At 44.4% G+C, this 7,812-nt stretch carries 6 protein-coding genes; all 6 read right to left on the bottom strand.

From position 1 onward, the window contains the following. Positions 1-140: 140 nt before the first annotated feature. Complete coding sequence (locus tag ACMJ0U_RS11820; RefSeq protein WP_417130094.1) at positions 141-1,361, bottom strand: aminotransferase class V-fold PLP-dependent enzyme; 1,221 nt, start codon at positions 1,359-1,361, stop codon at positions 141-143. 48 nt (positions 1,362-1,409) lie between these two features. Further along, on the bottom strand, positions 1,410-2,753 hold the full coding sequence (gene sufD, locus ACMJ0U_RS11815; RefSeq protein ID WP_417130095.1) for a Fe-S cluster assembly protein SufD: 1,344 nt from the start codon (positions 2,751-2,753) through the stop codon (positions 1,410-1,412). Between the two features lie 2 nt (positions 2,754-2,755). After that, entirely contained in the window at positions 2,756-3,508 is a 753-nt protein-coding gene (gene sufC / locus ACMJ0U_RS11810; RefSeq protein ID WP_417130093.1) for a Fe-S cluster assembly ATPase SufC, read from the bottom strand. 19 nt (positions 3,509-3,527) lie between these two features. Then, positions 3,528-4,979, bottom strand: a complete 1,452-nt coding sequence (sufB, locus tag ACMJ0U_RS11805; RefSeq protein ID WP_417130092.1) for a Fe-S cluster assembly protein SufB — start codon at positions 4,977-4,979, stop codon at positions 3,528-3,530. Between the two features lies 1 nt (position 4,980). Further along, the gene (locus tag ACMJ0U_RS11800; protein WP_417130091.1) at positions 4,981-5,499 is read right to left on the bottom strand and encodes a CvpA family protein; all 519 of its coding nucleotides are present in this window, start codon (positions 5,497-5,499) and stop codon (positions 4,981-4,983) included. A 133-nt stretch (positions 5,500-5,632) separates the two neighbouring features. Beyond that, a partial coding sequence (gene infB, locus ACMJ0U_RS11795) for a translation initiation factor IF-2 (protein WP_417130090.1) occupies positions 5,633-7,812 on the bottom strand: 2,180 nt, incomplete at its 5' end.

Here is a 7,812-nt window from a genome sequence, read left to right as displayed (position 1 = left end):
TTCCGGAACGTCATGTCCAACAGATAGGACTATATGAAAAAACACAGAAAAAGGGCAATAATAATGGCATATAAAGTGATTATACTCTATCGACTTTATATGCCATCTTACTTTTAGGGACATTTACTGAATATCCCTATTTAAGCAAACATTTTACTTACTCGAAGCACACCTTCCACCAGCGCATCTATTTCTTCTTTCGTATTATACAATCCCAAAGATGCACGCACCGTGCCCTCAATACCCAAACGGTGCATCAAAGGTTCCGCACAGTGATGTCCGGTACGAACAGCTATACCTAGGCGGTCAAGCAAGGTCCCCATATCAAAATGATGTATATCCCCTACCAAGAAAGAAATAACTCCTCCTTTCTGCTCCGCTTCACCCAAAATCCTCATTCCCGGGATTTCTTTTAAACGGTTCATGGCATACTGGGTCAGGTCATGCTCGTAGGAAAAAATGTGATCCATTCCTATGGCTGAAACATAATCCAATGCCTTTGCCAGTGCTGTAGACCCGATGTAATCGGGAGTGCCAGCCTCAAACTTAAAAGGAAGTTCATTAAATGTCGTCTTTTCAAAAGAAACATTCTTAATCATCTCCCCTCCTCCCTGATAAGGAGGCAACTTTTCCAGCCAGACCTCTTTCCCGTACAACACGCCGATACCCGTAGGACCGTATACTTTGTGACCACTGAACACATAAAAATCAGCATCCAAATCCTGTACATCCACTTTCATGTGTGGGATGCTCTGTGCCCCATCCACCAGCACCGGAACGCCTTGCGAATGAGCAAAGGCAATCATATCCTTTACCGGATTGATTGTTCCCAGCACATTGGATACATGTGTTACGGAAACAAGCCTTGTCTTTTCTGAAAAAAGCTTTTTATATTCATCCAGTAAAAGCTCACCCCGGTCGTTCATCGGGATTACTTTCAGCACAATTCCTTTCCGCGCAGCCTGAAGCTGCCATGAAACAATATTACTATGGTGTTCCATCACAGAAACAATAACCTCATCCCCTTCCTTCATCTGGCTATCAGCAAATGAAGAGGCAACCAAGTTAATACTCTCAGTCGTTCCACGAGTAAAAACGATTTCCGAAATACTGCGTGCATTAATAAACCGGCGTACCGTCTCACGTGAAGCTTCATGCAAATTTGTTGCCTGTTGTGACAAGAAATGCACTCCACGGTGTACATTCGCATTTACCGAATAATACTCGTCTGTAATAGATTCCACTACGCAACGAGGCTTTTGAGTTGTGGCCCCGTTGTCAAGATAAACCAGCGGTTTTCCATACACCGACCGCGAAAGAATCGGGAAGTCCTCCCTTATCTTATTGACATCGTATTGCATAAATTCTCTGTTAAAATATGACATGCATTTCCTGTAAAAAGAAACGGTTTATTTACAAATCGCACAGCCTTGGCATTTGTTCAGTTCTCCACGGAAACGTTTTTCTACCAGCAGATGCAAACGATCTTTCAAGGCATCCATCCGGATATGGTCAATCACCTCATTGACAAAAGCAAACATCAACAACAGCCGCGCCTCTTTCAAACTAATACCACGCTGCTGCATATAGAATAATGCATTTTCATCCAGCTGCCCTACCGTAGCTCCGTGTGAACACTTCACATCATCTGCATAGATTTCCAGCTGCGGCTGAGTGTACATACGTGCTTCACGGGTAGCACACAGATTCCGGTTTGTCTGCTGGGAAGAAGTATGCTGTGCGCCTTCCCTTACAAGTACCTTTCCAGCAAAAGCCCCCACAGCCTGGTCATCAAGCACATATTTAAACAACTCATTACTTGTGCAATCAGGCACCTTATGATCAATAAAAGTATGGTTATCCACCTGCTCATTCTGATCGGCAATAGCCATTCCGCACAAACTGATTTCTGCACCTCGGCCAGCCAATGTCACCTCTGTAGTATTACGGGTTGTTCCATTGTGCAGTGTCATGCCATTCAACAACACATTACTTCCAGCCTCCTGATTCACATACAAGTTATTGAAACGCACCGTGCTGTTATGAGTTTCTTCCAATTCATACAAATCGAATACGGCATTTTCTCCTGCAAAGACTTCCACCACCTGAGTAGAAAGAAAATTTACGTCGTCCATCGCATGATCACATACCAGCAACTTGGCCTGTGCACCATCCTCCAATATAATCAAGATACGGCGGTTTACCATGAAATCCACATCTGCACGCAAAATATTCACCAGCTGGATTGGACGTTCTAACACCACATTCTTCGGTACATACATACACACACCGTCCTGTGCAAACATTGTATTAAATGCCGCCAAAGCATCCTTCGACGTATCAGCCAGTTTTCCGTAATATTTTCTTACCAAATCAGGACGCTGTTCGGCCATATCCTTCAAGCTGCCGAAATAAACCCCCTCCGGCAACTGAGCAGAAGGATGTACATGCTTATCAAATGTGTCATTCACCACAAAATAAAGCGAAGTACTCATATTCGGCACATCACACTTGAACACTTCATACGGATTAACCGGAAATTCCAGACGATTCAAATTCAGTCCATAATCCGGAGCAAAATACTTGCTCACCTCCGTATACTTATACTTTTCTTGTTTGCGAGTCGGGAAGCCCAGCTTCTCAAAATCAGCAAATGCCTTCGCACGGGGCGCATTCAGCACATCCGCACTTTGCCGACAAATCATTGCCTCGCACTGCGTGAAAAGATCAATATATTGCTGTTCTGCTTTCATGCTCATTCTCCCAGTTCTTTCTTAATCCAATCGTATCCTTTTTCTTCCAGTTCCAACGCCAGTTCCGGACCGGCAGTTTTCACGATACGGCCTTTATAAAGCACATGCACAATATCCGGTTTAATATAATCCAGCAAGCGCTGGTAGTGCGTAATCACAATACAGCTGGTTTCCGGAGTCTTCAGTTTATTCACTCCTTCAGCCACAATACGCAAAGCATCAATATCCAGTCCGGAGTCAGTTTCATCCAGGATACTCAGTTTAGGCTCCAGCATAGCCATCTGGAATATCTCATTACGCTTCTTCTCGCCTCCAGAGAATCCCTCATTTACCGAACGGTTAGCCAGTTTGCTATCCAGTTCTACAATCTCTCTCTTTTGGCGCATCAGTTTCAAGAACTCGCTGGCCGTCAAAGCCGGAAGACCTTTATATTTACGCTGTTCATTCACTGCTGCACGCATGAAATTGACCATGCTCACTCCCGGAATTTCTACCGGATACTGGAAAGACAAGAACAATCCTTCATGACTGCGGTCTGCCGGAGTCAAGGACAATAAATCCTTTCCATCAAATGTAACAGTTCCTTTTGTAACCTCATAAGCCGGATGACCGACCAATACATTGCTCAATGTACTCTTCCCTGAACCGTTAGGCCCCATAATCGCATGGACTTCACCTGCCTTTACAGTCAGGTTAATGCCTTTCAATATCTCCTTGCCATTGATGTTGGCATGTAAATTCTTTATCTCTAGCATAACAATCTATTTTTATCGTTTATCCTACACTGCCCTCCAACGATACAGACAGCAATTTCTGAGCCTCTACGGCAAACTCCATCGGAAGTTTGTTCAGCACTTCCTTTGCATAACCATTCACAATCAATCCTACGGCATCCTCAGTAGAGATACCACGCTGGTTGCAATAAAAAATCTGGTCTTCCGAAATTTTGGAAGTCGTAGCTTCATGCTCTACCACAGCCGTTTCATTGTGTATGTCCATGTAAGGGAATGTATGTGCTCCACAGTGACTACCTAACAACAAAGAATCACACTGGCTGTAATTTCTTGCATTATCTGCCTTTTCAGCCACACGCACCAACCCGCGATAAGAGTTCTGACTCTTTCCAGCACTGATTCCCTTACTTACAATAGTAGAACGAGTGTTTTTACCCAAGTGAATCATCTTTGTACCAGTATCTGCCTGCTGATAGTTATTGGTTACCGCTACAGAATAGAATTCTGCGGTAGAATTGTCTCCGCTCAGAATACAGCTCGGATACTTCCATGTAATGGCCGACCCGGTCTCTACCTGTGTCCAGGAAAGTTTACTATCCACACCCTTACAAATTCCTCTTTTGGTCACAAAGTTATATACACCTCCCTTGCCTTCCGCATCACCAGGGTACCAGTTCTGCACGGTTGAATATTTCACCTCTGCACGGTCGAGCACCACAATTTCCACAATTGCCGCATGCAACTGATTTTCATCACGCATCGGTGCCGTACATCCTTCCAGATAAGACACATAGCTGTCATCATCTGCGACAATCAGCGTACGCTCAAACTGTCCGGTATTAGCTGCATTGATACGGAAATAAGTAGACAATTCCATCGGACAACGAACCCCCTTCGGAATATACACAAACGAACCATCACTGAACACAGCCGAGTTCAATGCGGCAAAGAAATTATCACGATAGCCCACTACCGAACCTAAATACTTCTTCACCAAATCCGGATGTTCGCGCACCGCTTCACTGATAGAGCAGAATATAATCCCCTTTTCCATCAGTGTCTCCTTAAAAGTTGTCTTCACAGAGACGGAGTCCATAACCGCATCTACCGCCATACCGCTCAACGCCATACGTTCTTCCAAAGGAATACCCAGTTTATCAAAGGTTTTCAACAGTTCCGGATCCACTTCATCCAGACTCTTCGGCCCTTCTTTTTTCTTTGTCGGGTCTGCATAATATGAAATAGCCTGATAATCAATCTCCGGAATATTCAAATGTGCCCATGTAGGCATTTCCAGCGTTTGCCAATAACGGAACGCTTTCAAACGGAACTCAAGCAACCATTCGGGCTCCCCCTTCTTTGAAGAAATCAGCCGCACGACATCCTCATTCAGTCCCTTCTCTATAATATCTGTGTGAACATCCGTAGTGAAGCCATACTTGTACTTCGCCTGTGTCAGTTCCTTCACATATTTGTTGGGTTCTACTTGCATATCAATTATGAATATTATCTGTTTCTATAAATTTCTCTGTTACAGTTTTCACCACCGGATAAAAGAAAGCGGAAAAATCCTTTATCGGATAATATAACAATGAACTTCCTTTAGTGGTTGAATGTATTAAGTTATCTTTAGAGTCTGCAAAATCAATAAAATGAATTATCAAGCTGATTACAAGAGCATATTTTATCGCTCCAAACACTGCCCCCAGGCAACGGTTGATAAACCCCAATCCTGTCATATCTACAATCCTCGTCAATGCAGAAGCCAAAAGAGCCAAAGCCAGCGGCACAACCATACCAATCAGTAGAAAAGCCAACACCTGCCCGAACGTTACAGAAGTACCTACTGCTACCGCTAGCCGTTCACCTAAAGTCGCAAACAAGGCACGTGCTACCAATAGCCCGGCTATCAATCCCACAATCGAAGCCAGTTGCTTGAAAAAGCCTTTCATAAAGCCCGAAACTGCCCCCAAAGCCAGCACGATTACAATCACCCAATCAATTGTTGCCATCTATTAAAATTCGAACTAAAAACAAAGCGAAGAACTTGCTCCCCTGTCTGATGGGTGAATACAAGCATCTTCGCTTTGCTCTGAATGACAAATGTATTTATTTGCACCCAAACAATGGTCAGACGTTACGTCTTTACAATGTCTGTTTTACTTCCACTTCTTCATACGTTTCAATCACGTCACCCACTTTCAAGTCGTTGCAGTTCGTCAAACTGATACCACATTCAAAGTTAGTACCCACTTCTTTCACATCGTCCTTGAAGCGCTTCAACGCATTGATTGAACCTGTAAAGATTACGATGCCGTCGCGAATCAAGCGAGCCTTGTCCGTACGTTTTACTTTTCCGGTCTTCACCATCGCACCGGCAACCATACCCACCTTGCTGATGTTGAACACTTCACGCACTTCGATTGTAGAAGTAACCTGTTCTTTCAATGTCGGAGCCAACATACCTTCCATAGCCGACTTCACTTCTTCAATCGCATCGTAAATAATAGAATACTTACGAATATCCACACCTTCCTGTTCTGCAAGCTTAGCCGCATTTCCTGACGGACGTACCTGGAAACCTACGATAATGGCATCTGATGCCGCAGCCAACGATACATCCGATTCTGAAATCTGTCCGACACCCTTATGAATAACATTTACCTGAATCTGTTCGGTAGACAACTTGATCAATGAGTCACTCAATGCTTCCACAGAACCATCCACGTCACCTTTCACAATCACATTCAACTCATGGAAGTCACCCAATGCCAGACGACGTCCCACTTCGTCCAGTGTCAGCATCTTCTGTGTACGCAAGCCCTGTTCGCGAGCCAGCTGTTCACGTTTGTTGGCAATTTCACGTGCTTCCTGATCTGTATCGAACACATGGAATGTATCACCGGCAGCTGGTGCTCCGTTCAATCCTAAAATCAATACCGGTTCAGAAGGACCAGCCTCTTTCAAACGCTGGTTACGTTCATTGAACATTGCCTTCACCTTACCGTATGAAGTCCCAGCCAACACTATATCTCCTACATGCAGTGTTCCATTGGAAACCAGCACCGTAGCCACATATCCGCGTCCTTTATCCAAAGAAGATTCAATAATTGAACCGGTAGCCTTACGGTTCGGATTTGCTTTCAAGTCCAACATTTCAGCTTCCAGCAATACCTTTTCAAGCAATTCAGGAACACCGGTACCTTTCTTGGCAGAAATATCCTGAGACTGGTATTTTCCACCCCATTCTTCCACCAGGAAGTTCATGGCAGCCAGCTCTTCCTTAATCTTATCCGGGTTCGCATTCGGTTTATCGACCTTATTGATAGCAAACACGATAGGCACTCCCGCAGCCATCGCATGGTTGATAGCTTCTTTTGTCTGCGGCATCACGTTATCATCAGCTGCTACGATAATGATTACCACGTCAGTTACCTTCGCACCACGTGCACGCATAGCAGTAAATGCTTCGTGTCCCGGAGTATCCAGAAATGTAATACGACGTCCATCCTCCAGTTTCACATTATATGCACCAATGTGCTGTGTGATACCTCCGGCCTCACCCGCAATTACATTCGCCTTACGGATATAATCCAGCAGAGAAGTCTTACCATGATCTACGTGCCCCATTACAGTAACAATTGGCGCACGCGGTTGCAAATCTTCTTCTGCATCAGCCTCTTCCTCTACGGCCTGTGCCACTTCCGCACTTACATATTCAGTCTTGTAACCAAATTCTTCTGCCACAAGGTTGATTGTTTCTGCATCCAGACGCTGGTTAATAGACACCATGATACCCACACTCATACAAGTTGAGATAACCTGAGTCACCGGAATATCCATCATATTAGCCAGTTCGTTAGCTGTCACGAATTCAGTCAGCTTCAACACCTTGCTTTCTTCCTGTTCCAGTTCTTCCTGTTCCAGTTGACGGTTCTGAATGTTTTCACGTTTTTCCTTACGGTATTTAGCAGCCTTATTCTTTCCCTTGTTTGTCAGACGAGCAAGGGTTTCTTTCACCTGCTTTGCCACATCTTCATCGCTCACTTCCTGTTTTACCACAGGTTTTTTAAAGCGGTCCTTATTATGTTTGCCGCTCTGTCCTTGGTTCTGATTTCCCTTTCCAGATTTCTCATTCCGTGAAGTTGAAGATGCGCTGGAGGTTGCATTAATATCCACCCGCTCTTTATTAATACGGTTACGTTTTTTCTTTTTCGCGACCTCATCATTCAACCCTCCCCTGTCTGTCTTTTCATCACTCTTACGGATTTCTTTAATAATCGCATCCTTCATCTGTTTACGCTGTTCCTGGCGCAACTTATCAT

Source organism: Phocaeicola sp., from assembly GCF_048170425.1.
GTDB lineage: Bacteria > Bacteroidota > Bacteroidia > Bacteroidales > Bacteroidaceae > Phocaeicola.
The sequence above is the reverse complement of the archived record's forward strand: the minus strand, read 5'-3'. Positions and strand labels throughout refer to the sequence as shown.

Coding starts and splice junctions, on each gene's coding strand:
- ACMJ0U_RS11820 (WP_417130094.1), bottom strand. CDS start 1,361: ATGCAATACGATGTCAATAAGATAAGGGAGGACTTCCCGATTCTTTCG.
- sufD (WP_417130095.1), bottom strand. CDS start 2,753: ATGAAAGCAGAACAGCAATATATTGATCTTTTCACGCAGTGCGAGGCA.
- sufC (WP_417130093.1), bottom strand. CDS start 3,508: ATGCTAGAGATAAAGAATTTACATGCCAACATCAATGGCAAGGAGATA.
- sufB (WP_417130092.1), bottom strand. CDS start 4,979: ATGCAAGTAGAACCCAACAAATATGTGAAGGAACTGACACAGGCGAAG.
- ACMJ0U_RS11800 (WP_417130091.1), bottom strand. CDS start 5,499: ATGGCAACAATTGATTGGGTGATTGTAATCGTGCTGGCTTTGGGGGCA.